Annotated in this window: 23 protein-coding genes; 22 read left to right on the top strand and 1 reads right to left on the bottom strand. The window is 46.5% G+C overall.

Annotated elements, in window-relative coordinates:
- Positions 1-67: 67 nt before the first annotated feature.
- From smc to KAI37_RS09495, 18 genes are all read left to right on the top strand, one after another.
- Positions 68-3,637 carry a chromosome segregation protein SMC gene (gene smc, locus KAI37_RS09410; RefSeq protein WP_076292636.1) on the top strand — a complete coding sequence of 1,190 codons (3,570 nt, stop codon included), beginning with the start codon at positions 68-70 and terminating at the stop codon, positions 3,635-3,637.
- Between the two features lie 38 nt (positions 3,638-3,675).
- Positions 3,676-4,692 (top strand): signal recognition particle-docking protein FtsY, encoded by a 1,017-nt coding sequence (gene ftsY / locus KAI37_RS09415; protein WP_025721714.1) that lies wholly within the window; start codon positions 3,676-3,678, stop codon positions 4,690-4,692.
- A 162-nt stretch (positions 4,693-4,854) separates the two neighbouring features.
- Positions 4,855-5,505 (top strand): PAQR family membrane homeostasis protein TrhA, encoded by a 651-nt coding sequence (gene trhA / locus KAI37_RS09420; RefSeq protein WP_025721713.1) that lies wholly within the window; start codon positions 4,855-4,857, stop codon positions 5,503-5,505.
- Positions 5,506-5,671: 166 nt separating this feature from the next.
- Positions 5,672-6,040 carry a putative DNA-binding protein gene (locus KAI37_RS09425; RefSeq protein WP_220031129.1) on the top strand — a complete coding sequence of 123 codons (369 nt, stop codon included), beginning with the start codon at positions 5,672-5,674 and terminating at the stop codon, positions 6,038-6,040.
- A gap of 52 nt (positions 6,041-6,092) precedes the next feature.
- Positions 6,093-7,469: a signal recognition particle protein gene (gene ffh / locus KAI37_RS09430; protein WP_023988170.1), complete on the top strand. Its 1,377-nt coding sequence runs from the start codon at positions 6,093-6,095 to the stop codon at positions 7,467-7,469.
- A 67-nt stretch (positions 7,470-7,536) separates the two neighbouring features.
- Positions 7,537-7,809 (top strand): 30S ribosomal protein S16, encoded by a 273-nt coding sequence (gene rpsP, locus KAI37_RS09435; protein ID WP_013309862.1) that lies wholly within the window; start codon positions 7,537-7,539, stop codon positions 7,807-7,809.
- Positions 7,810-7,832: 23 nt separating this feature from the next.
- A complete protein-coding gene (locus tag KAI37_RS09440) occupies positions 7,833-8,063 on the top strand; it encodes a KH domain-containing protein (protein WP_013309863.1) in 231 nt (76 codons plus the stop codon).
- A 97-nt stretch (positions 8,064-8,160) separates the two neighbouring features.
- Entirely contained in the window at positions 8,161-8,676 is a 516-nt protein-coding gene (gene rimM, locus KAI37_RS09445) for a ribosome maturation factor RimM (protein ID WP_069291714.1), read from the top strand.
- Positions 8,676-9,494, top strand: coding sequence for a tRNA (guanosine(37)-N1)-methyltransferase TrmD (gene trmD, locus KAI37_RS09450; protein ID WP_220031130.1), 819 nt, complete (start codon positions 8,676-8,678; stop codon positions 9,492-9,494). The genes rimM and trmD overlap by 1 nt, the downstream gene beginning before the upstream one ends.
- A gap of 224 nt (positions 9,495-9,718) precedes the next feature.
- Entirely contained in the window at positions 9,719-10,063 is a 345-nt protein-coding gene (gene rplS, locus KAI37_RS09455; RefSeq protein WP_010346403.1) for a 50S ribosomal protein L19, read from the top strand.
- Positions 10,064-10,164: 101 nt separating this feature from the next.
- Entirely contained in the window at positions 10,165-10,791 is a 627-nt protein-coding gene (gene lepB / locus KAI37_RS09460; protein ID WP_013309866.1) for a signal peptidase I, read from the top strand.
- 86 nt (positions 10,792-10,877) lie between these two features.
- Positions 10,878-11,738 (top strand): ribosome biogenesis GTPase YlqF, encoded by an 861-nt coding sequence (ylqF, locus tag KAI37_RS09465; RefSeq protein WP_023988173.1) that lies wholly within the window; start codon positions 10,878-10,880, stop codon positions 11,736-11,738.
- Between the two features lie 210 nt (positions 11,739-11,948).
- A complete protein-coding gene (locus KAI37_RS09470; protein WP_075155048.1) occupies positions 11,949-12,596 on the top strand; it encodes a ribonuclease HII in 648 nt (215 codons plus the stop codon).
- A 90-nt stretch (positions 12,597-12,686) separates the two neighbouring features.
- Positions 12,687-14,792, top strand: a complete 2,106-nt coding sequence (locus KAI37_RS09475) for a DNA ligase (protein WP_220031131.1) — start codon at positions 12,687-12,689, stop codon at positions 14,790-14,792.
- A complete protein-coding gene (locus KAI37_RS09480) occupies positions 14,789-15,088 on the top strand; it encodes an EscU/YscU/HrcU family type III secretion system export apparatus switch protein (RefSeq protein WP_023988176.1) in 300 nt (99 codons plus the stop codon). Before KAI37_RS09475 ends, KAI37_RS09480 begins: the two co-directional genes overlap by 4 nt.
- Complete coding sequence (locus KAI37_RS09485) at positions 15,088-15,471, top strand: YraN family protein (RefSeq protein ID WP_025723285.1); 384 nt, start codon at positions 15,088-15,090, stop codon at positions 15,469-15,471. The genes KAI37_RS09480 and KAI37_RS09485 overlap by 1 nt, the downstream gene beginning before the upstream one ends.
- A gap of 155 nt (positions 15,472-15,626) precedes the next feature.
- A complete protein-coding gene (locus KAI37_RS09490; RefSeq protein WP_025723284.1) occupies positions 15,627-16,178 on the top strand; it encodes a nitroreductase family protein in 552 nt (183 codons plus the stop codon).
- Positions 16,179-16,341: 163 nt separating this feature from the next.
- Positions 16,342-17,961: a YifB family Mg chelatase-like AAA ATPase gene (locus tag KAI37_RS09495; RefSeq protein ID WP_220031132.1), complete on the top strand. Its 1,620-nt coding sequence runs from the start codon at positions 16,342-16,344 to the stop codon at positions 17,959-17,961.
- Positions 17,962-18,338: 377 nt separating this feature from the next.
- Here KAI37_RS09495 and KAI37_RS09500 read toward each other — a convergent pair whose 3' ends face one another.
- Positions 18,339-18,767: an organic hydroperoxide resistance protein gene (locus KAI37_RS09500; protein ID WP_013309874.1), complete on the bottom strand. Its 429-nt coding sequence runs from the start codon at positions 18,765-18,767 to the stop codon at positions 18,339-18,341.
- Between the two features lie 147 nt (positions 18,768-18,914).
- On the opposite strand from KAI37_RS09500, the gene KAI37_RS09505 reads away from it, so the two are divergent.
- The 4 genes from KAI37_RS09505 (at position 18,915) to dprA (ending at position 23,199) form a co-directional block, all read left to right on the top strand.
- The gene (locus tag KAI37_RS09505; RefSeq protein ID WP_220031133.1) at positions 18,915-19,385 is read left to right on the top strand and encodes a MarR family winged helix-turn-helix transcriptional regulator; all 471 of its coding nucleotides are present in this window, start codon (positions 18,915-18,917) and stop codon (positions 19,383-19,385) included.
- Between the two features lie 328 nt (positions 19,386-19,713).
- Positions 19,714-20,874, top strand: a complete 1,161-nt coding sequence (gene sucC / locus KAI37_RS09510) for an ADP-forming succinate--CoA ligase subunit beta (protein ID WP_053325253.1) — start codon at positions 19,714-19,716, stop codon at positions 20,872-20,874.
- A 49-nt stretch (positions 20,875-20,923) separates the two neighbouring features.
- Complete coding sequence (sucD, locus tag KAI37_RS09515; RefSeq protein WP_071640471.1) at positions 20,924-21,853, top strand: succinate--CoA ligase subunit alpha; 930 nt, start codon at positions 20,924-20,926, stop codon at positions 21,851-21,853.
- Between the two features lie 227 nt (positions 21,854-22,080).
- Positions 22,081-23,199 carry a DNA-processing protein DprA gene (gene dprA / locus KAI37_RS09520; protein WP_220031134.1) on the top strand — a complete coding sequence of 373 codons (1,119 nt, stop codon included), beginning with the start codon at positions 22,081-22,083 and terminating at the stop codon, positions 23,197-23,199.
- The last annotated feature ends 112 nt before the right edge of the window (positions 23,200-23,311 follow it).

Raw genomic sequence — 23,311 nt, forward strand, 5'->3', positions numbered from 1 at the left:
TAATTCATATCAATCAGGTGTACGGTGTTGTACAAGCATATTTGAAATGTTAGAGGTGAGATTGAGCATGTTTTTAAAGCGCATTGAGCTGGCGGGCTTCAAATCGTTTGCAGATAAAACGGAAATGGAATTTGTCCGCGGCATTACGGCAGTCGTCGGACCCAACGGAAGCGGAAAAAGTAATATTTCCGACGGGATTCGTTGGGTGCTTGGCGAACAGAGTGCCAAATCACTGCGTGGCGGCAAAATGGAGGACATTATTTTTGCGGGTAGTGATGCTCGTAAGGCTGTTAATTACGGTGAAGTATCGCTTACGTTGGATAATGAAGATCAGGCGTTGCCTCTGGATTTTGGTGAAGTCACGGTGACGCGACGTGTACATCGAAGTGGGGATAGTGAATATTTCATTAATCGTCAATCATGCAGACTCCGAGATATTACAGAGCTGTTTATGGATACAGGGATTGGTAAAGAAGCTTATTCAATTATTGGACAGGGACGCATTGAAGAAATTCTGAGTACCCGATCCGAGGATCGTCGAGGTATTTTTGAGGAAGCTTCGGGTATCGTAAAATATAAATCGCGTAAAAAAGATGCGGTTCGCAAGCTGGATGAAACGGAGCAAAATTTACTGCGTATTCACGATTTGGTTAGTGAACTGGAGGATCAGATTGGACCGCTTAAGGAGCAGTCTGAAAAGGCGATCCATTTTAAAGAGCTGCGCGGTGAATTGAAATCCAAAGAAATTTCAATGTACGTCCATCAAATTGAACAAATTCATACTTCGTGGAGCGATGCGACTTCCAAACTAGCTTTGCTGCAGCAGGAGCAACTTCAGTTGTCTACCGTGGTGTCCCGCCACGATGCGATGCTGGAAAGCGACCGCAACGAATTACGCCAGCTGGAAGAGCAAGTAGAGCGGTTGCAAAGGGATCTGCTGCAATACAGTGAAGCGACGGAGAAAAGTGAAGGCTACGGCGAATTGCTCAAAGAGCGTACACGCAATCTGGAGGCTAATCGGGAACAATTGATCTTATCACTTAGCACAAGCGAATCACGGCATTCCGAGCGCAGGAGTGAACTGGATCAACTGAACGAAAAGCTGTCTGCACTGAATGTAGAGCTTGACGAGTTGCGTGGGCGGCTGTCTGACGAAGAGGCCAAACTGATTGGTGTTACAGGCGGAATCAGCCAGGAGCAGGAAGAAAGCCTAAAGGGTGGTCTGCTGGAACTGATGAATCAGATGGCACAGGCGCGTAACGAAATTCGTTATACAGACCAACAGAAAGAAGCATTGGAACGGCGTGTGACTCGCGTAAGTGACGAATCCGGCAAATGGGAAGCCCAGAAAGTACAACTTGAACAGCGCAAAAAGGGATTGGAAGCTGCTGTTCAGAAGCTGGGGCAGGAAATCAGTAGTTTGCGTAGTGGCTATATTCAGGGAAGTGAAAAGTACCAAGCCCTGCAAAAACTACTGGAAGAAAACCAGGGTACGGTTCGTAAATGGGAACAAAAACGAGAGGCTCTAATTTCACGGCGTGATACGATGAAGGAAATGCAGGATGACTTTGACGGCTTCATGCTTGGAGTTAAAGAGGTATTGAAGGCTGCACGAAAAGAAACCTTGCACGGTGTACATGGAGCGGTAGCGGAGCTGATTCGGGTGCCTGAGCATTTAGAGCAGGCGATGGAAACAGCTTTGGGTGCTTCAGTTCAGCACATCGTGATGGAAAATGAATCCGTATCCAGACAGGCGATCAGTTTTCTAAAGCAACGTCAACTGGGCAGAGCGACATTTTTGCCTATGGATGTTATCCGCCCGCGCCAAATCGGCGCAGGGGAACGCCAAATTGCAGAAGGCGCTGAAGGCTTTGTCGGGATCGGTGCAGATCTTGTTCAGTATGATGATCGATATGCCGGAATTGTAGGCAGTCTCTTGGGAAATGTGGTCATTGCCCGTACGCTGGAAGATGCAAACCGTATTGCGGCCCGTTGCCAATATAGATACCGCGTGGTCACTTTGGAAGGCGATGTTGTCAATGCAGGGGGTTCCATGACTGGGGGAAGCCAGTTCAAGAAAAATGCTAATCTGCTTGGACGTAAACGTCAGCTGGATCAGTTGGATCAAGACATTGTAGATACGGAGCAGCAAATTGCAAGGTTGCGCCAGAGTGCAATAGATACCAAACGCCAGTTGGAGGAGACACAGACCCGTCTGGACGAGTTGCGTCAGGGAGGCGATGTGAAGCGCGGTGAAGAGCAGCAGATGGCAATGGAGCTCAAGCAACTGGAGCATGAACTTCGTCATGTTCTGGAGCAGGTCGCTGCGTCTGGTCAGGAGAAAAAGGGCTTTGATCAGGAAATCAAGGAGCTGGAAACTTCCCGTGAAGAAGCGTTGATAAAGTTGGCTGCGCTGGAGGAAGAAGAGAAGAAAACGCATCAGGCCATTCACGCTGCCGAATTTGCCCGTAAAGCCAACGAATCTGCCAAAGAGCAGCTGCAGGGAGAGCTCACGAATCTCAAGGTAAGAGAAGGAAAGCTGGACCAGGAGCGCTTTTCATTGGAAGAGCAGCTGCGCAGATTGCGTGGGGATTATGATACTCTTGGTAAGGATTCGAGACAAAACAAGACCTTGCTTGCTTCCATCGAAGCAGATTTGCTGACCAATGAGCAGGAGACCGTGAAACAGATTGAAAATCTCAATCAATACCGTTTGAAAAAGGAAGAAGCCGCACAGCAACTGGAATTCAAGCGGGCTGCACGCAGCAGCTTGTCCAAAAAGCTGGAAGTGGCTGAGAACGACACGAAAGAACAGCGAATTCAGCTCAAGTCAGTGGAGGAGTTGCTTCGTCAAACGGAAATTGGAGTAAATCGACTTGATGTGGAACTGGAAAACGTTCTAAAAAAATTAAGTGATGATTATGAACTCAGCTATGAGTTAGCCAAGCAGCGTTACCCTATACCGGAAGATATTGAAGGTACGCAGAGTGAGGTAGAAAGGCTCAAACGGGGTATTTCCGCGTTAGGTGAGGTGAATCTAGGCGCCATTGAGGAATACCAGCGTGTGCATGAGCGTTATACGTTTCTTGATGAGCAAAAGTCTGATTTGGTGGAGGCCAAGACAACACTTTATCAGGTTATTCGTGAAATGGATGAAGAAATGTCCAAACGCTTTAAGACTACGTTCGATGCTATTCGGCGCGAATTCGGAACGGTATTCTCCAAGCTATTCGGAGGCGGACGAGCTGATCTCGTGCTGCTTGACCCGGAACGCTTATTGGAGACGGGAATTGACATCGTAGCTCAGCCCCCGGGCAAAAAACTGCAAAACTTGCAGCTACTGTCGGGCGGTGAGCGTGCGTTAACAGCGATGGCGTTACTATTTGCCATTTTACACGTTAAACCTGTTCCATTCTGTGTACTCGATGAAGTAGAGGCTGCATTGGACGAAGCAAACGTGGTGCGTTTTGCCCAGTATTTACGAGAATTCTCGGAGCAGACACAATTCATTGTAGTCACACACCGCAAGGGCACAATGGAAGAATCAGATGTGCTGTACGGGGTTACGATGGAGGAAGGCGGGGTTTCCAAACTCGTATCTGTCAAGTTGGACAACGACGAAGCTGAGATTGCCTGACATTAAACAACATACTTTCAGACCAACGGAGGGAATCCATGAGTTTCTTTAGGAAATTGAAGGAAAGCATTGCAAACAAAACTGAATCTGTCACAAAACAGTTCAAAGATGGTTTGGAAAAAACACGTAAAGGTTTTGTTGAAAAAGTAACAGACTTGATGATTCGCCGTAAAAAGATTGATGAGGAATTTTATGAGGAACTGGAAGAAATTCTGATCGGAGCGGACGTAGGCGTCAACACGGTTATGAATCTCATCGAAGACCTGCGAGAAGAAGTGAAAAAGCGCAAAATCGAGGACGCATCCGAGTTACAGCCTGTATTGTCGGAAAAGTTGTCCGAGTTGCTGCGGGGTAATGACAATAGTCAGCTCAAAATGAGTCCTGACGGGATTACAGTTATTTTATTCGTGGGAGTCAATGGCGTCGGCAAAACAACAACCATTGGCAAGTTAGCTCACCGTTTTAAACAAGAGGGCAAAAAAGTATTGTTGGCTGCTGGGGATACGTTCCGGGCGGGTGCGATTGAACAGTTGGAGGTATGGGGCGAACGGGCAGGTGTAGAGGTTATTAAGCAGCAATCCGGTTCCGATCCGGCTGCGGTTATGTTTGATGCCGTACAGGCTGCCAAGCAGCGACAAGTAGATGTTTTGTTGTGTGATACCGCAGGACGACTTCAGAATAAAAGCAATCTAATGGAGGAACTGAACAAAATTTTCCGTGTGATTCAACGCGAAATTCCAGATGCTCCTCATGAAGTGTTGTTGGTGCTTGATGCGACGACTGGACAAAATGCACTTAACCAAGCCAAGCTGTTTGGTGAGAAAAGCGGTGTAACCGGGCTGGTACTAACGAAGTTGGATGGTACAGCGAAGGGCGGGATTGTTGTGGCCATCCGTCAGGAGCTGAATTTGCCTGTTAAGCTGGTGGGCTTAGGTGAAAAAGTGAATGATCTTCAACCGTTTGATTCCGAGCAATTCGTTCATGCGTTATTTGCGGGGTTGATTCAGGAAGAGACGGTCGAAGCAACTGCTACAGGCGAGGAAGAACAGAACTGATACGTTTAAAGTAGGCTTTCATGCTACGTTTGGGACTAAGTAGCCATCCTGTTGCTGCTCAAGTTCGCCCAGATGTATAATGAAAGCAAGAAGTCTGTCGATGCCGTATATGTAATGTATCTTGTATGTAAAATATAAATCAGGAAGCCGGGTGAAAAACCGATGGCAAACACCTATACCTACTCCCGACGGGAAGAAGTAGCCAACGCCATTACACATGGAATTGGAGCCGTTTTAAGCGTAGCAGCGCTTGTGTTGCTCATTGTTTTTGCTAGCATGAAAGGAACCACTTGGCATGTCGTCAGCTTTACGATTTACGGGATTACGATGTTGCTGTTGTACACCAATTCAACGTTGCTTCATAGCCTGCGTGAAGGGAAAATGAAGGATTTGTTCGAAATATTCGATCATTCTTGCATTTACCTGTTCATTGCAGGTAGCTACACCCCGTTTATGCTCGTTGCACTGCGAGGTACTCTGGGATGGACACTGTTTGGAGTGATTTGGGGGATTGCACTGTTTGGTGTGTTGTTCAAGGCGTTCTTCACCAAGCGCTTCCTGTTTATGTCTACCGTGTTTTACATTGTGATGGGCTGGCTCATCACCATTGCCTGGAATCCTCTGGTTGCGACTGTTCCCGCCGGAGGTATGACGTTATTGTTCGTAGGTGGTCTAATGTATACGTTGGGCACGATTTTCTATGTGTGGCGGGCATTTCCATATCACCATGCGATCTGGCATCTGTTTGTTTTGGCAGGCAGCATACTTCATTTTCTGGCTGTTCTGCTGTATCTAACTCCAGTAAGGGTTTAAGTAACAGTGGGCAAAAAGCCGATCCGTACTTCCGTTTAAGGGCAGTGGATCGGCTTTTTTTTGTATGACAAGGGATAACGCTTGACATCTTCTTTTCTTTTATGTATCATAAGGAACGTTGAAAAGAACTGTAAAGTGTTTTTCCTTGACGATGGAGGTATACAAGATGAGTCAGGAGAATCGGCTGGAAAAGACAAACCGGATTAACCGACTGTTTGACTTCTATGAACCTCTGCTTACAGAGAAGCAACAGATGTTTTTAAAATATTACTTCCATGATGATTTTTCTTTAGGGGAAATTGCATCGGAATTTCAAATTAGCCGTCAGGCAGTATATGAACATATTAAACGCGCTGAACAGGTATTGGAAATGTACGAGGAAAAGCTTGGTTTGCTAAGTAAGTATGAGCGTAGAATCAAAGATCTCGAAGAATTAAATAAGACGTTGTATGAGGCATTCGGTAAAATCGGTGAGTCCGATGAAGGCACTCTGCAACATGTCCATCAAATTGTAAATCGCCTGCAGGAATTGTAGGACATATAGATATAAGAACAAACAACCCTGGTAGACAAGGAGGTGCGAAAGTATGGCATTTGAAGGATTATCGACTCGCTTGCAAAATGTATTCAGTAAACTGCGCGGCAAAGGAAAAGTGTCTGAGGATGATGTAGCTCAGGCGATGCGCGAAGTGCGATTAGCTTTGCTTGAGGCGGACGTTAACTTCAAGGTTGTAAAGGACTTTATTGCCAAGGTAAAGGAGAAATCCGTTGGTAAGGAAGTGATGGACAGCTTTACGCCAGGCATGGTCATCATCGACATCGTGAACAAGGAACTGACCGAGTTGATGGGTGGCAGTCAGGCCAAGCTTGCCAAAGCAAACAAACCGCCTACGGTCATTATGATGGTGGGTCTCCAGGGCGCAGGTAAGACGACGACGTCTGGTAAACTGGCGAAATTGTTGCAAAAGCAAAATCATCGTCCATTGCTTGTAGCTGGTGATATTTATAGACCAGCCGCGATCAAGCAGCTTCAGGTCCTTGGTGAGCAGATTAATACTCCTGTATTTACTCTGGGAGATCAGACAAGCCCGGTAGAAATTGCAAAACAGGGTTTGCAGCATGCTAAGGATAATGGTAATGACTACGTTATTATAGATACTGCTGGTCGTCTTCATGTTGATGAAGAGCTCATGGAAGAGTTACGCCAGATTCATACCAACGTCAACCCGGATGAAGTTCTACTGGTTGTAGATAGCATGACGGGGCAGGACGCGGTTAACGTTGCAGAGCACTTTAATAGTAGCCTGGAGTTAACGGGAGTTGTACTGACGAAGCTGGATGGTGACACTCGTGGTGGTGCAGCTTTATCGGTTAAGGCTGTGACGGGGTGTCCGATCAAGTTTGCTACATTGGGTGAAAAGCTGGATGCGATGGAGCCGTTTCATCCTGAACGGATGGCTTCACGGATTTTAGGTATGGGTGACATGTTGTCCCTGATTGAAAAAGCGCAGTCCAATATCGACGCCGATAAGGCGAAGGAAATGGAACGGAAAATGCGTAATGCCGAGTTTACTTTTGAAGATTTTCTGGAGCAAATGGATCAAGTTAAGAAGCTTGGCCCAATCGACCAGATTCTTGATATGATTCCCGGTATGGGCAACATGAAGCAAATGAAAGATATCAAAGTGGATGACAAACAGATGGGCCGGATTGAGGCTATCGTTCATTCTATGACCACACAGGAAAAGCAAAACCCAGACATGATTAATCATAGCCGACGTAAACGTATTTCTGTAGGCAGTGGAACATCACTGGCTGAGGTAAATCGTCTGATAAAGCAATTTGACGAAATGCGCCGCATGATGAAGCAGTTCTCAGACATGATGGGACCTAAGGGTGGAAAAAACAAGGCTATGAAGCAGCTGAAGAGTATGGGTAAAGGTATGAAGTTTCCTTTCCGCTAAGGCCATTAGGCCTTTGGAATTATGGGATAACAATATACAGTCTACTTTTTGAAGGAGGTGAATTTTCGTGGCAGTTCGTATTCGTCTGAAACGTATGGGTGCACATAAAGCTCCTTTCTATCGCGTCGTGGTATCTGATTCTCGTTCCCCGCGTGACGGTCGTTTTATCGAAGAAATCGGTTACTACAACCCAATCACAGTACCAGCGGTTGTAAAAATTGATGAAGATAAAGCGCTGAAATGGTTGCAAGATGGTGCACAAGCATCCGACACAGTCCGTAACTTGCTTAGCAAAGCGGGCGTAATGAAAAAGTTTCATGAGTCTAAACTACAGAAATAAGGTGCTGATACGGAGGGTCAACCATGGAAGAATTAGTGATAATCATTGCTAAGGCTTTAGTCGATCATCCGGAAGATGTAACCGTGAAGACCTTGGAGAAGGATCGGCTTGTTGTATATGAGCTTAGTGTGCATCCTGAGGATGTAGGCAAAATCATTGGTAAGCAGGGTCGTATCGCCAAGGCGCTTCGCACTGTGGTTGCATCAGCAGCCGTTAAGATGGATAAACGGGTTACCGTAGACATCATATCTTAAAGATATACGAAAGTGGGTTAGGATGTATGTCCTAACCCTTTTTCGTACATGATGAAGATGATATGGAGCGGGACCGATTACAAGCAGGAGGAACACGATGCAACAATTGTTTAATGTCGGAAAAATTGTGAACACCCATGGAATCCGTGGGGAGCTTAAAATATTAACGACGACAGATTTCCCAGAGGATCGTTTTGCTAAAGGTAGTGAGCTTTTGATTGTTCCGGCGGAAGGTAAAGCACCGATCCCCGTAACTATTGAAACGGCGCGTTTTCAAAAAAATATGGTTGTCGCTAAATTTAAGGAATATCACAATATTAATGAAGTTGAAAAATATAAAGGTACATTGTTGAAGGTATCTGCTGAGCGGTTAGGCGAATTGGAAGAAAATGAATTCTATTTTCATGAAGTAGTCGGCATGGAAGTGGTGACCGAAGACGGAAATGAGCTCGGCGTGGTCAAAGAAATTTTGACTCCGGGAGCCAATGATGTATGGGTAGTCAAAATGCCTAAAGGCAAGGAACTGCTATTGCCGTATATAGAGGATGTTATTTTGGATGTAAACGTGCGTGAAAAGCGGGTTACGGTACGGTTAATGGAAGGTCTACTGTAATGCGGGTGGATGTGCTGACCCTGTTTCCAGAGATGTTTGATGGAGTATTTAATGCAAGCATTCTGGGAAAAGCAAGGGATAAGGGAATTGTATCACTGCAAGCGGTTAATTTTCGTCAGTATGCCGGCAACAAGCATGGACAAGTGGATGATACGCCCTATGGCGGTGGGGGCGGCATGGTTTTGAAGCCTGACCCTATTTTTGTTGCCGTGGAAGCGCTGTTGGATAAATCAGAGCAACCAACATTAGAGACTCCCAATGAAGTTATCCAACATGAAGGGGTAGAACGTAACACAGACATAAAATCTCCGCGTATTATTTTGATGTGTCCACAAGGCGAGACTTTTACGCAAAAGAAAGCGGAAGAGCTGGCTAAAGAGGACCATCTTATTTTTATATGTGGGCATTACGAGGGTTATGATGAGCGTATTCGAGAGCATTTGGTGACGGATGAGCTTTCTATCGGAGATTATGTGTTGACTGGTGGTGAGCTTCCAGCCATGGTCGTCATTGACAGTGTGACACGGTTGCTACCAGGAGTGCTGGGGAACGAAACGAGTGCGGTAACGGACTCGTTTAGTACGGGGCTGCTGGAGTACCCCCATTATACCCGGCCTGCGGAGTTTCGGGGCTGGAAAGTTCCTGATGTACTCCTGTCAGGACATCACGTCAATATTGATTCTTGGAGACGCCAAGAGGCGTTACGTCGCACGATGGAACGCCGACCAGACCTGTTGGAACAGGCTGAACTGACAGGCAAGGAGCGCATGTGGATTGAGGAACAGCGCAAATCTGACTGTTTGGAGGATAAGCAATAAAGCGCCTTAGACATGAGTGGATTTGAAAGCAGGCAGTGACCTGTTTTATAATGGAGTCAATTAAATAATGTTTGGTCAAATCCCTTTTTGTTGTTGCAATGCGGTATCCTCCATGATACAATACATCTGTTGTGTGTAATACGGTGGTCCTCTGTGGATGATGAAGGAAACGGTTGTGTTTCCAGAAGAAGCATGAACACCTGTACGGAAGGAGGGAGTCATAGATGAATATCGTCCAAGCGATCACTGAAGAACAACTGCGTAAAGATTTGCCTAACTTTCGTCCTGGTGACACTTTGAAAGTGCACGTGAAAGTTATTGAGGGAACTCGTGAGCGTATCCAGTTGTTTGAAGGTGTTGTAATTAAACGCCGTGGTGGTGGAATCAGTGAGACTTTTACAGTTCGTAAAATTTCTTACGGTGTAGGTGTGGAAAGAACTTTCCCGCTTCATTCCCCGAAAATCGATAAAATCGACGTGGCTCGCCGTGGTAAAGTGCGTCGTGCGAAGCTTTATTATCTTCGTGAACTGCGCGGTAAAGCAGCGAGAATTAAAGAAATTCGTCGTTAATACAACGAATAACGAAAGGGGCTTGGTTACAAGCTCCTTTCGTTTTTTCTACGTACATAGGGAACTGTGGATTATTGACCGTAAAGAGAGGACAGTGAGCTATGGAGCAAGAAGTAGGACAAGGAGCTGTACAGCAGCCAACTGATCAGGATGGTACGCCCAAGCGTAAACCAAAAAATGAGATTTTTGAGTGGCTCAAGGCCATCATTATTGCGTTAGTGCTTGTCTTTTTAATCCGCTGGCTTCTCTTTAAGCCGTTTATTGTGGATGGCCCGTCGATGCAGCCTAACTTTCATACCGGAGAACGCGTCATTGTAAATGAGATTTTGTACGATTTCCGTGCCCCTAAACCAGGCGAAGTGATCGTGTTTCATGTGCCGGAGGAAGGAAGAGACTTTATCAAACGCGTCATTGCCGTTGAAGGAGATACGGTCAAGGTAGAAGGTGACACGATTACAGTAAATGGTAAGCCGATTCAGGAAGCTTATTTGAAAGCTCCTTTAGAAGAAGCGCATCAGAATGGCGAGCTTTACAACAAGTTTACAAATTTTCCAAATGAGAAGTTTAAGGATGGAAAAGTTCCGGCAGGGCATATTTTTGTAATGGGAGATAACCGTTCCAATAGTACAGACAGTCGGATGATTGGATATATTGATTTGAAGGAAGTCGTAGGTCGGGCTGACGTTATTTTCTGGCCGGCGAAAGATATGCAGTGGATTAACCACTAGAATAACTAATAAGCAGCATAGCTGCCGTAATCCTAACTAAGAGCCTAAGGGTAAAAGTAGGAGTTACGATCAATGGGGTGATGACGGTGACGATTCAATGGTTTCCTGGTCATATGACCAGAGCGCGCCGCCAAATTGAAGCAAAATTAAAGTTAATTGATTTGGTCATTGAGCTGATTGATGCTCGATTGCCGCTCTCCAGCCGAAATCCAATGATTGATGATATTTTGCAAGGCAAGCCGCGGATGATTATTTTGAATAAAGCAGATTTGGCGGACCCGGTAGTATCACAGCAATGGATTGCCTATTTTAAGGAGCAGGGGCACGTGGCCCTTCCGGTGGATGCCACAACTGGGACTGGACTAAAAGAAATTCCGATTCAGGCTAAGCTGCTGCTTAAGGAAAAGATAGATCGGCAGATTAGGAAGGGAATGAACCCGCGTCCTATGCGTGGGTTGATTGTTGGTATTCCGAATGTCGGTAAATCGACACTGATCAACCGAATGGCGGGACGTAATATTGCAGCTACGGGTGACCGTCCAGGGGTAACGAAGGCACAGCAGTGGATCAAGATCGGAGAAATTGAATTGCTGGATACACCAGGTATTCTATGGCCTAAATTTGAGGATCAGAATGTAGGCTATCGTCTGGCAGTTACAGGTGCGATCAAGGAAGAAATTCTGAATGTCGAGGATATTGCCTTTTTTGCGACTAAATATTTGGTTCAGTACTATTGGGATGCACTGGCAGAGCGCTTTGAGCTCACCGAACGTCCTGAAGATACAGAAAATCCTGATGAAATTGTCAACGTTATGGAAGCGATCGGACGTAAACGTGGCTGTATTGTTAGCGGCGGACGTGTAGATCTCGAAAAGGCGTCAAAAATCATTTTGCGTGAACTGCGTGCAGGGAAGCTGGGACGATTCAGTTTGGAAGCTCCTTACTGATTTTACTGGTACACCGATGCAGAACATAGCATTTTGTGGCAAGGAAGAACCTTCCCCATCTCTCCGGAGAGGAGGAAGGTTTTTTTTGGTATTTGAAGGTAGTTAGAAAAGGGTTTTGGACGGTGAAGGTCTGTGGTAAGCTGAATTCAATCGCTAGAGCTACGGCATGAATGACGCGTTAAACTACATATAGATGGGCAGGTATTGAATATGGAAAATAAAGAGATTGTAGCGAAGGACATGCTACATTATGAAAAAAAATGCTGGGAGCAGTCTTGTGAGCGGATTGCAGGTATTGACGAGGTAGGTCGTGGATGCCTGTTTGGGGATGTTGTGGCCGCAGCAGTCATTTTACCAGTGGGTGAGTTACTGGAAGGTGTGGATGATTCCAAAAAATTGACGGACAAGAAGAGAGAAGCTTACTACGAGCTGATTATGGAGAAGGCTATTGCTGTAGGAGTTGGCTATGTAGACGCGCACACGATTGATGATATCAATATTAAGCAGGCAGCTCGTTTGGCTATGAAGCAGGCAATTGAGGCTTTACATGTATCTCCTGATTATTTACTGGTGGATGCAGAAAAGGTAGATGTGCCTATTCCTCAGCTCTCTATTATTAAAGGAGATGCGAACAGTCAGTCCATTGCGGCGGCCTCTATCATCGCCAAAGTAACCCGTGATCGGCTGTGTAAAGGTGAATGGGATGCGAAGTATCCGGAATATGGGATCGGTATACATAAAGGTTACGCTACCAAGTTGCACAGGGAACAAATATTGGCGCTAGGACCTACAAAGATGCATAGACGCAGCTTTCTGGGCAATTTGTTGACGGAGCAACCGACACTGTTTGATCTGTAGTTACTTATTATGAATCGGGACAATGCCGATATAAAGTATAACTAATACCATAAGCCCCTTTGAATGGGGGAGAGTGAGAGGAGGGGCGATATGAACATCGGATCTGTATTTCGTGGATTACTTGGAGATGTGAAGGCTGGAGAGGCTAAAAAACTTGATATGCAGCCAGGTCAGGTCGTACGAGGAGTCGTGCTAAAGGTGTCTGAGGACGGCGGTGAGGCTGTGCTGCAAATACAAGGTTCTCAGGTCAGGGCAAAGCTGGAGACCCCTCTTCAACCTGGACAGACTACAACGTTTCAGGTTCAACCGGCTTCCCCCAGCGGAATGACGGTGCTTAAGCCTCTGAACGATGTGGCCAATACACCACAGCAAACCGTAGCGCTGACAGATGTATTGGAATCGGTGGGACTGCCGGATACAGCTCAGAACAGGGAGCTTATACAGGCAATGCAAAAGAATGGTGTGCCGTTGACGTCGGAAAATGCGGCTTCTTTGCGAGAAGCTATGGCGAAGCAAAGCGGCAATGTACAATTGGGAACGTTTGTGCAGGCGGCGGCAGTTGCCTTTCAGCGGGGGCTCCCATTGACGGCAGAAAGCATAAATGGATTGCGTCAAGCGATGTTTGGGCCTCCTTTAAATGATCTGTTGTCTTCGCTGGAGCAAGAGCTTGAAACGGTATTAAAACAGCAAGCACAGGGAATATCCACTGACCGTTCAGTGGGGGAATCGACAGCTATAAAGAACGCTGACCGAATGTCTGCTAGTCCAACAGGTGCTTCTTCTGTGGTGGTAGATGGACAGGAAGGCCAAGCACCTCTATTGTCCAAGGATGTTTCTACCGCTGCAAAGCAGGCAGAAGCTGGACAAACCACAGGCGGCAAGGAATTGTTAAAAGGGACTCAAGCAGCCAACCTTGCTGCAGCAGCGAGTGCTTTGGCAACAGATTCAGATACTGCGACGGGGGCTACATCTGCAGCCAAAGGGACTGCTCCAGGAGAATCGGAGGCAGCCAATGGACGCGGAGCGACAGTGGCATCGGAAGCTGGCGTAAATGCGCCAGAATCGAGTGCTGATGCATTAAATGGTCCCCGCACCAGAGTGGAGCAGTCACAGTCACAGCAAGCTCCAGCGGCAAGCACACAGCTTAAGGATGTGGATGGCGCTCCAGCGGCTGCCACGGCAGAGCCTGCGGGGGCCAAGCCCGCCTTAACCGCAGCCACGGCTGACCGTCTCTCGGCACAGCAGGCTGGTGCCCCTGTGCCGCAATCCACAGCAGGCAACACTGCTGCGCCAGAGGTGCCGCTCCAGCGGCTGCGCACGTTGCTGCAAGAGCTACGCGCGGCGGTGCCACCCGCGCTGAGCACGGCTGCGCCAGAGCAGCCCGCAACGGAAGTGGCGCAGCCAATGGCCGGCGCTTTGCGGGCTGCAGACGCCACTGCATCGCAGCCTGCAGCGTCCAGTCCGCAGCTCACCCCCACGGAAGACCCGTGGGTGGGCCGCGTACTGAAGCTGCTCGGTGCAGAGCACGAGCAGCAAGTGCACCGCGCGACTACACAGGTCGCGCAAGGGGCGGCGGCACGTATGGAGCCGCCAGAGGGAATGCCCCAGACGCTGCCGGGATTAGCGGCTGCGTCTGGGGACACGGTGTCAGCAGACGCAGACACCGTAAAAGGGGCACTGCTCCAGCTGATGACCAGTGACGACCTGCCGCCCGCTTTGAAAGAGGCGGCCCAGCAGGTTGTACAGCACCTGACAGGTCAGCAGTTGCTGCTCAACACAGACCGAACGGCGCCTTTTGCACAAGTACACATGTTTATACCATTCGTTGGACCGGACGGTCGTGAAACAGCTACGATCCAGATTCAGTCCCGCCGCGGCAAACGAGGAGAGCTGGACGCCTCCAACTGTCGTCTTTGGTTTGATTTGGACATGAAGGGGCTTGGACCGACCCTGGTAGATGTCCAGGTTGTAGATCGGATTGTAAGTGTCAAGCTCCATAATGATCATGAATGGGCGGCTTCGTTGTTAACCAGTGGGCGTGAATCCATTCACACAGCGTTGGAGTCACTAGGATACCAGCTTCTATCGCTTCGTACCGAGCCCATGCCCATAAGGACTGAACAGAACAGCCTCGCCTCTTCTGAAGTACAAAGCTATGTGCCTCAGCCGTATAAAGGAGTCGATCTTAAAATATGAAAGAGCCGTTGGAACCTCCTTCTCCTTCCATAAAGAAGGCGGTCGCCCTTAAATATACGCCTGGTGAGAGCGAAGCACCGATTGTCGTTGCCAAAGGGAGCGGCCGTATCGCGGATAGCATTTTAGAAAAAGCTAAAGAACATGGTGTTCCAGTACAGGAGGATGCTGCGCTGGTTGAAGTACTATCCAAACTTGATTTGGACGAACAAATCCCTGCTGAGCTCTATCAGTTGGTGGCAGAGGTGCTTACTTATATATATCAAATGGATCGGCTTGCATCAAGGGATGACTGGTGATGCGTAATGAGATGAAGGCTGGAAGCAAGGACCAACGGAAAGCCAAAGGAGCGATGGGCGAAGAGGCAGCGGCTTTGTTTTTAGAAAACTTGGGTTACCGAATCATAGAGCGTAATTGGCGATGCCGCAGTGGTGAAATAGATCTGATTGCCAAGCAGGAGCATATACTCGTGTTTATTGAGGTACGTAGTCGAAGTAGCTCCAAATATGGAACGCCAGCAGAATCAGTTACTGCGCGTAAAATAGCCCAAGTTCGCCAAACAGCCGCTGTATATTTGCATATGAACGGGATTGGAGAAGCTCCAATCCGCTTTGACATGATTTCTGCACAATTAACTGACGAAAAGGCAGTTGTTACAGACCATTTAATAGGCGCATTTTAAAAGAGTAAGAGCTTTTTCGAAGCTAAAAGTGCGGGACTGAATTCATATGTACAGGTTGACAGGAAGGAAAGCTACAGGTATATTTTATTGAGAATAGTTATCATTTTCATCTGAAAATGAATATCGAGAAGTTGTACGTGTGAAGGAGGATTTACGTGACAAAGCATACCTTTAGTGAACATGTCATAGATGTAATTCAGGAACGCCGGACGATTAAACGATTTAAATCCGACTCCATTCCGGTAGATACGATCAAAGAATTGCTGGACGTCGCTGTGTGGGCTCCTAATCATAAAATGCGTGAACCGTGGCGTTTTCTGTTATTTGCTGGTGAAGGACGGAAAAAGCTTGCAAAAGCAATTGCAGCCGACATCGGTAAGGACAACAAGTTTGAGAGCGGCATTTTGCACAACCCGATCCAGCTTTTAGTAGTGCTGGAAGAAGACCCGCGTCAAGCGGTTTGGGATGAGGATTTTGCAGCGGTCAGCGCGCTTGTACAAAATTTTATGCTTGCCGCATGGAGCAAAGGAATCGGAACGTTTTGGGTGACAAAGCCATTTTTGTATTCGCCTAAGTTCCGTGAGCACTTGGGAATTCAACCGGGTGAGAAGGTAATAGGAATGATATATGCAGGCTATCCTGACGTTATCCCGGAATCAAGACCACGTACTCCGGCAGCTGATAAGCTGACCTTGTTTGACAAATAATCTGTCGTCAGATAAACTTAGTCAAGAATTTTGAAAGCATGGTTCGGAGCTAAAATTTCGAACATTACATTTGCAAAGAATGAAAATTTGGAAGCACCTTTTTTCATATATGCAATGATTCCCGAAAGGGAGCATTCCAATATGAGGAGAGGTGCTTTTTGATATGTATGGAAAATTACACGGAGCTTGTCTGTATGGAATAGATGGCGTTCTGATTGAAGTTGAGACTGATTTGTCCAATGGCTTGCCTCAGACAGCGATTATAGGATTGCCGGATTCGGCGATTCGAGAGGCAGTGGAGCGTGTCAGAGCAGCAATTAAAAACTGTGGCTTTAAATATCCGTCCCAGCGTGTCACGATTAATTTAGCTCCTGCTGATTTGCGTAAGGAAGGATCATCTTTTGACCTTGCTATCGCTTTAGGGTTGCTGACAACCAGTGAACAGGTCGTTTTACCCGTGGGAGAACGGACACTTTTTATTGGCGAGCTGGCGCTGGATGGCAGTATTCGCCCTGTAAATGGGGTGCTGTCTATGGTTGATCTGGCCAAGCGAGAAGGATTCAATTCCGTGCTGCTTCCCCAGGAAAACGCAAGCGAGGCTCGTCTGATTACGGATATACGTATTTACGCTATACGTCATCTAGCAGATCTTATCCCGATTGAAGATCGTGCACAAGGGAGTGTTGATAGGCAAGCGACAAATCAGAGTTGTACTGCCAGTAAACAAGTCATGATCTGTTCCTATGACCATTTACCTCAAGCAGAGCATATACCGTTGTGTGAGAAAGAAGAGATAACTAGCAACATGGAGGATTACAGCGATGTGCTGGGTCAGCTGCACGCCAAGCGTGCGTTAGTCATCGCTGCAGCCGGAATGCATAATATCCTGCTCATGGGACCGCCGGGGGCTGGGAAAACAATGCTCATCCGCAGGTTGCCATCTATCCTTCCGCCTTTGACTGAAAAGGAGGCGCTTGAAGTCACCAAAGTATACAGCGCTGCCGGGAAGTGGAAGGAGTCATCGCCTCATCTGATGAATATTCGTCCCTTCCGTTCGCCTCATCATACGATCTCTGCTGCTGGTTTGGTGGGTGGGGGAGGTATACCCAAACCAGGAGAAATCAGTCTTGCACACCGGGGGATTTTATTTCTGGATGAGTTGCCTGAGTTTAGCCGTCATGTACTAGAAGTGCTGCGCCAACCTTTGGAAGACCACAATGTTACGATCAGTCGTTCACGTGCTGTTTTTAAGTATCCGGCGCATTTTTTACTTGCTGCCTCTTTAAATCCGTGTCACTGTGGCTTTTTCGGAAATGATACGGAACATCAGCGCTGTACCTGCTCACCTGCAGCGGTAGCCCGCTACCGTTCACGTATTTCCGGTCCACTGCTGGATCGGATTGATCTTCAGCTTGAAGTATCGCAGCCGAAGGATTGGCGGGAGGAAAAAGAATCATTGTCATCCGCTGAAATGCGAAGGCAGGTGCTGGCTGCTCAAGCGATACAAATCCACAGATACAGCAAGCTTCCCTTTTCATGGAATAGTGAGCTGTCCGGTCAGATGCTTCGTAAATATGCCGTATTAGAAAAAAATGCAGCGGAGTTGCTTGATCAGACAATGGACGCACTCGGTTTAAGCATGCGTGCGTATGATCGAATTCTCAAGCTTTCGCGTACCATTGCAGACTTACATGACTCAGAGAAAATTTTGACTTCACATGTGGCTGAAGCTATTCAATACCGCCATATGGATAGAGCAAATGCCAGTTTTCCCGAAAATTAAAAAGGCGATAAAACTTAGTAGTTATAACACGATCATTTTTATGAAAGAGTTCTTCCAAAGGGTATGTACAATAGAAAATGGAAAAAAGGACAAAAAAAGCTCCAGACAATAAAGATCTGGAGAAGAAAAATAAGATTATGACAATAGTGATTATACTATGAGTATATCAATTTCGTATATACGATTATGCAACATTTCCCATGTTACTTGATGGAAAAAAACAAACAGTCTTTAACGAAGGGATAGCTGAAAGGATAATAAACCCCTCGACAAAAACGGTTGAGGGGCTTGTTGTGAAATTCATTCTAACGAGTACTATTAAATTCATGAAGAGAGATGGAGATGTCCCCCCCTACATATGCTAAAGAAAATCTGAGTTACAAGACGTTCAGTTTCACTTCAATATTACCGCGGGTAGCGCGGGAGTATGGACATTGTTCATGTGCGCCTTCCACCAGTTTTACTGCAGTTTCATGATCGACGCCTTTTACCAATACATCGAGGTTTACTCCGATTCCGAAGCCGCCGTCTTCCACTTTGCCGAAATGGACCGTAGCTGTTACTTCAGTACCTTCATGCTTAACACGTTGCATGCGAGCAACCATATTTAAGGCACTATCAAAGCAAGCGGAATAGCCTGCTGCGAACAATTGCTCTGGATTCGTACCTGCACCGCCTGCGCCACCCATTTCTTTCGGTGTATCAATATCTAAACGAAGTTCAGGGGAGGAAGACTCGATATAACCGTTACGTCCACCAACCGCTTTTACTGTTGTTTCATACATTTTTTGTTGAATGGTCATCATAATCCAATCACTGCCTCTCGTTCAATTTATATTTTACACAATTTAATTTATCAAAATAATTATTGTTTGTAAAGTATTTTGTGCAATTAGCATGTATTTTATTATATAATGTGCTAAAATAATGACGAAAGTAGGTGATCAGACAGCATGGAAAACAATCATAATGAAGGTACAGCGTTGAAACTTGATAATCAGTTATGCTTTGCCATATATGCATGCTCCAGAGAGATTACGAAGCTATACCAGCCTTATCTGGAAAAGCTCGGAGTGACTTACTCGCAATATTTGGTACTTATCGTGCTCTGGGAGCGTGAAGAGTGTACAGTGAAGGAATTGGGTGAGGCACTATATTTGGACTCCGGCACACTAACTCCGCTATTGAAGAGATTGCAGAACGCCGGGCTGATCGATCGAAAGCGTTCCACTCAGGATGAGCGTAAGGTGCTGGTTTCTTTGACGACAGAGGGAAGCGCATTGCGGGAAAAAGCTCTATCTGTACCAGGTTGCATCCAGGAAAAAACAAGTATGACTCATGATCAATTTGGGTCGCTTCTGCTCCAGTTCAATGATCTGCTTGACCGTGTTCATCAAGCGAATGTACAAATTGAAAAATCATAAGGTATTTTCAGTTGTTCTTGCGAATCTTATAGCATGAGTTGTTCTCAGCTGAAAGTAATAATGCTTGAAGGAATAAAGTGCCTCTCATTGCGGATTGGGTAATCCCATTTGCAGAGGTGCTTTTTTTTGTGTGAATTTGTATTAATGGTAATATCCAATAATATCCAAGCATTCGATTTTGGGAATGATAATGATATCAAAATACTGTAATTCATGAGGTTAAATTATAAGGAAAGCGTTTTAAAAACATGTTACAATGATGTAGGTTTAGTATAGATTTCCTTGTGAACCGCCCTTGTTGCAGTCATGTTGATAGGAGGATTCCAGAATGAATATCCATGAATATCAGGGTAAAGAAGTATTAAAGCAGTACGGAGTGGCTGTACCGAACGGTAAGGTTGCCTATACGGTGGAGGAAGCCGTTGCTGCGGCAGAATCGCTTGGAAGCGCTGTTACGGTGGTAAAAGCACAAATTCATGCTGGTGGACGCGGTAAAGCGGGTGGCGTGAAAGTTGCCAAAGGTTTGGATGAGGTGCGCACATTTGCTTCTGAAATTTTGGGTAAGGTGCTGGTGACGCATCAGACCGGACCTGAAGGTAAAGAGGTCAAACGCCTTTTGGTTGAGGAAGGCTGCGATATTCGTAAAGAATATTACGTCGGCGTTGTCGTAGATCGTGCGACTGGACGTATCGTAATGATGGCCTCAGAAGAAGGCGGTACAGAAATCGAAGAGGTGGCTGCAGCCACTCCGGAGAAGATTTTTAAAGCGGTTGTTGATCCAGCGATTGGACTTCAGGTGTATCAGGCCCGTAAGTTGGCGTATGACATTAATATTCCCAATGAACTGGTAAACAAAGCGGTCAAGTTTATGCTGGCGCTATACGAAGCTTTTGTGGACAAGGATTGTTCGATTGCAGAAATCAATCCCTTAGTCGTTACGGGTGATGGGAATGTACTGGCGTTGGATGCCAAACTGAATTTTGATTCTAATGCTTTGTTCCGTCATAAGGATATTTTGGAATTGCGTGATTTGGATGAAGAGGATGAGAAGGAAATTGAGGCATCTAAATACGATCTAAGCTATATCGCTCTGGACGGAAATATTGGCTGTATGGTCAATGGTGCAGGTTTAGCGATGGCAACCATGGATATTATTAAATATTACGGTGGCGATCCGGCCAACTTCCTGGACGTAGGGGGCGGTGCGACGACGGAAAAGGTAACCGAAGCGTTCAAAATCATTTTGTCCGATCCGAAGGTAGAAGGAATTTTCGTGAACATTTTCGGCGGAATTATGCAGTGTGACATCATTGCGAACGGCGTCGTGGAGGCTGCCAAACAGTTGGGGCTGACTCGTCCACTTGTTGTCCGTCTTGAAGGGACGAATGTTGAACTCGGCAAACAGATTTTAGCAGAATCCGGTTTGAATATCGTGGCAGCCGATTCTATGGCGGATGGTGCCCAAAAAATCGTCGAACTTGTTCAATAGCCTGTTTGCATTCCGATATGCCGAATAAACGATAGGGGATGTGAAGATCGTGAGTATTTTGGTCGATAAGCATACAAAGGTGATTACACAGGGGATTACGGGAAAAACGGCGTTGTTTCATGCCAAGGGTGCACTTGATTACGGTACACAGATGGTAGGTGGCACCTCTCCAGGCAAGGGGGGCACCGAGGTAGAAATTACACTGGAGAACGGACAACAGGTCAAATTGCCAGTGTTTAATACAGTGAGCGAAGCCAAGGAAGCTACTGGCGCAACAGCGAGCGTGATTTACGTGCCACCGGCTTTTGCAGCAGATTCCATTTTGGAGGCTGTAGATGCGGATTTAGATCTCGTGATTTGTATCACGGAGGGCATTCCGGTGCTTGATATGATCAGGGTCAAACGTTTTATGGAAGGTAAAAAGACCGTTTTGATTGGCCCTAACTGTCCAGGTGTTATTACACCAGGAGAATGTAAAATCGGTATTATGCCAGGTTACATTCATCTACCAGGTCATGTAGGTGTTGTGTCACGTAGCGGTACTTTGACCTATGAAGCAGTGCATCAGTTAACGACCCGAGGCATAGGACAATCTTCCGCAGTTGGTATTGGCGGTGATCCCGTTAAAGGTTCAGAATTCATTGACATTTTGCAACGTTTCAATGAGGACCCCAACACTCATGCTGTCATTATGATCGGAGAAATTGGTGGTACAGCCGAGGAAGAGGCTGCCGAGTGGATCAGAGACAATATGACGAAGCCAGTAGTTGGTTTTATTGGCGGTGTGACTGCGCCTCCGGGCAAACGGATGGGGCATGCAGGTGCCATTATTTCTGGCGGAAAAGGAACGGCCAAAGAGAAAATTGCCACGCTTGAAGCCTGCGGGATTAAGGTGGCACCGACTCCTTCCGAAATGGGCTCGACACTGGTAAGTGTGCTGGAAGCACGTGGTATTTTGAATTTGTGTACGACACATTAAATCGTGTTCCTTCATTAATATACAGGCCATAAAACTGCATCGAAATTTGCCGCAGGCTAGTGTATAATGAAAGAAAGGTAAGCAACCTTTTTATCTTCTGAAACAGGGGATGAAAAGGTTGCTTTTTTTGCGTTAAGACAGGCTTGTCAGGGAAACGCTTGCAAAATGATTCATTGTGCCACAAAATAAGGGAGGGTTCACTCTTCCGTGAATGGGGGAACTATAGTTTGGAAGAAAGATGGCTTTTGTTAGGCTTACATGAGTTAGAGGGAATCGGAAGAAAAACAATTCAGCGTATTTGGTCGAGTGACTATCAATTGCATGAGCTATTGCATTTTAGCGAACAGAAGTGGATCGAGATAGGGTTAAGCCCTGCTCAGGCACGCATTGCGGCTCAGTGTTATGATGAAGAATGGGTGCATGAACGATATCAGCGAGTTCAATCCGGTGAGATTGGAACGGTAACTTATGTGGACGAGGATTATCCCCTATTAATGAAGGAAACAGTTGACCCACCTTGGGTAATGTATACAAAAGGGGATAAATCACTTTTGCATACATGTTCTATAGCCATGGTAGGAACACGAGTTCCCACCGCTTATGGACGTAGAGCAGCGGAGATACTAACGGAGGGATTATGTAATGCAGGGATTACAATCGTTAGCGGATTGGCGAGAGGGATTGACAGTATTTGTCACGAAACAGCCCTGCGCCGGGGAGGAAACACGATTGGTGTACTGGGAACAGCGATTGATCAAATTTATCCTCCCCAAAATGCGTCTTTATTTGCAGAAATGGCTAGCAATGGCTTGATCTTATCAGAGTATCCTCCAGGCACGAGGTCGCATCCAGGAATGTTCCCACAACGTAATCGGATTATAGCCGGTCTAACGAAGGGGACGCTTGTTGTCGAAGCAGATGCAAGAAGCGGCTCCTTGATTACAGCTGATGCTGCACTGGAGGCAAATCGAGATGTGTATGCTGTTCCCGGACCCATTACGTCACCGAAGAGTAGAGGTACGCTGAGCTTGATTAAGCAAGGGGCAAAAACGGTCACTGAAGCTGCGGATATTATTGAGGAGTATGAAGCAGATTTGCGTACAAGGGAGGTTTCTTCATACAATAGAGAGCGGAGTCCTAATCTGATGGAGGTCTCCAAAGTACCAGAAAGTGAGACTTCTGAGGAAAACCGTGTCATACTGTTGCTCGAACAGGGAACCATGACACTGGATGAACTGCTTGATGCTACGGCATGGGATTTTGGACTTTTACACGCAGTTCTGTTATCGTTAATCATAAAAAAAAGGATCGCCCAGCTAGCGGGCACAAAATACAAGCTTATTTAGTAGTTGTTTTTGCAAAGTCCTTAGTTAGTAAATGCACAAATTCAATTTTAAACATCAGGTGGAGGGCAGTATGGCATTCATACGCGTCGCGGATTCCTACTCCTTCCCCACT

Source organism: Paenibacillus sp. S25 (assembly GCF_019454085.1).
Lineage (GTDB): Bacteria > Bacillota > Bacilli > Paenibacillales > Paenibacillaceae > Paenibacillus > Paenibacillus polymyxa_B.

Bases quoted from the DNA above. Each gene is read 5' to 3' on its own strand.
- smc (WP_076292636.1), top strand. From the start codon at position 68: ATGTTTTTAAAGCGCATTGAGCTGGCGGGCTTCAAATCGTTTGCAGAT.
- ftsY (WP_025721714.1), top strand. From the start codon at position 3,676: ATGAGTTTCTTTAGGAAATTGAAGGAAAGCATTGCAAACAAAACTGAA.
- trhA (WP_025721713.1), top strand. From the start codon at position 4,855: ATGGCAAACACCTATACCTACTCCCGACGGGAAGAAGTAGCCAACGCC.
- KAI37_RS09425 (WP_220031129.1), top strand. From the start codon at position 5,672: ATGAGTCAGGAGAATCGGCTGGAAAAGACAAACCGGATTAACCGACTG.
- ffh (WP_023988170.1), top strand. From the start codon at position 6,093: ATGGCATTTGAAGGATTATCGACTCGCTTGCAAAATGTATTCAGTAAA.
- KAI37_RS09440 (WP_013309863.1), top strand. From the start codon at position 7,833: ATGGAAGAATTAGTGATAATCATTGCTAAGGCTTTAGTCGATCATCCG.
- rimM (WP_069291714.1), top strand. From the start codon at position 8,161: ATGCAACAATTGTTTAATGTCGGAAAAATTGTGAACACCCATGGAATC.
- trmD (WP_220031130.1), top strand. From the start codon at position 8,676: ATGCGGGTGGATGTGCTGACCCTGTTTCCAGAGATGTTTGATGGAGTA.
- rplS (WP_010346403.1), top strand. From the start codon at position 9,719: ATGAATATCGTCCAAGCGATCACTGAAGAACAACTGCGTAAAGATTTG.
- lepB (WP_013309866.1), top strand. From the start codon at position 10,165: ATGGAGCAAGAAGTAGGACAAGGAGCTGTACAGCAGCCAACTGATCAG.
- KAI37_RS09470 (WP_075155048.1), top strand. From the start codon at position 11,949: ATGGAAAATAAAGAGATTGTAGCGAAGGACATGCTACATTATGAAAAA.
- KAI37_RS09475 (WP_220031131.1), top strand. From the start codon at position 12,687: ATGAACATCGGATCTGTATTTCGTGGATTACTTGGAGATGTGAAGGCT.
- KAI37_RS09480 (WP_023988176.1), top strand. From the start codon at position 14,789: ATGAAAGAGCCGTTGGAACCTCCTTCTCCTTCCATAAAGAAGGCGGTC.
- KAI37_RS09485 (WP_025723285.1), top strand. From the start codon at position 15,088: ATGCGTAATGAGATGAAGGCTGGAAGCAAGGACCAACGGAAAGCCAAA.
- KAI37_RS09495 (WP_220031132.1), top strand. From the start codon at position 16,342: ATGTATGGAAAATTACACGGAGCTTGTCTGTATGGAATAGATGGCGTT.
- KAI37_RS09500 (WP_013309874.1), bottom strand. From the start codon at position 18,767: ATGATGACCATTCAACAAAAAATGTATGAAACAACAGTAAAAGCGGTT.
- KAI37_RS09505 (WP_220031133.1), top strand. From the start codon at position 18,915: ATGGAAAACAATCATAATGAAGGTACAGCGTTGAAACTTGATAATCAG.
- sucC (WP_053325253.1), top strand. From the start codon at position 19,714: ATGAATATCCATGAATATCAGGGTAAAGAAGTATTAAAGCAGTACGGA.